Below are 739 nucleotides of genomic sequence, written 5' to 3'. Positions count from 1 at the left end.
TGGCGCGCTTCGTCAGGCACCAGGTCGCCCAGGCCAGGGGTGCGGATCGGGCCGGGGCTGACCACGTTGACGCGGATGGCGCGCTCCTTCAGATCCAGCGCCCAGGAGCGGGCGAAGTTGCGTACCGCGGCCTTGCTGGCGCTGTAGACGCTGAAGTTGGCCGTGCCCAGCACCGAGGTGGTGGACGAGGTGAGGATCACCGAGGCGCCATTGACCAGCAGTGGCAAGGCCTTTTGCACGGTGAACAGCACGCCGCGCACATTGGTGCCGAAGATGCGGTCGAAATGTTCTTCGGTGATGGCGCCCAGCGGCATCATGTCGCCGCCGCCGGCATTGGCGAACAGGATGTCGAGCTTGCCTTCGCTCTTGGCGATCTGGGCGTAGACCGCGTCCAGGTCAGACAGCACCGAGGCGTCGGCGCGGATGCCGGTAGCAGCGGCGCCGATGGCGGCCACTGCCGCGTCCAGCTCGGCCTGGCGACGGCCGGTGATGAAGACGCGGGCGCCTTGCGCCGCCAGTTCCTGCGCAGTGGCCAGGCCGATACCGGAAGTGCCGCCGGTCACCAGCGCGATTTTGCCGTTGAGTTGCTTGTTCATGATGAATTCCTTTTGATTAAGTTGATTGTTGGTTCAGTCCGTTGGGCGATGCCGCACTTGCTGGTGTTTTCCGCTGTGTGCTGCAAGGCATGGGTGCACTTTATCGACAGGCTGTTTATGGATAAAGTGTGTAAAATGAAAAT

At 62.9% G+C, this 739-nt stretch carries 1 protein-coding gene; it reads right to left on the bottom strand.

Going from position 1 to position 739, the window contains the following annotated elements; all coding sequences use genetic code 11:
- Positions 1 to 596, bottom strand: a 596-nt coding sequence (locus J8I26_RS22550; protein ID WP_209609460.1) for an SDR family NAD(P)-dependent oxidoreductase, incomplete at its 3' end; no start/stop codon positions are given.
- Between the last annotated feature and the right edge of the window lie 143 nt (positions 597 to 739).

The sequence above is a fragment of the Herbaspirillum sp. LeCh32-8 genome (assembly GCF_017814915.1).
In the GTDB taxonomy this organism is placed as follows: Bacteria; Pseudomonadota; Gammaproteobacteria; order Burkholderiales; family Burkholderiaceae_D; genus Herbaspirillum.
The sequence above is the reverse complement of the archived record's forward strand: the minus strand, read 5'-3'. Positions and strand labels throughout refer to the sequence as shown.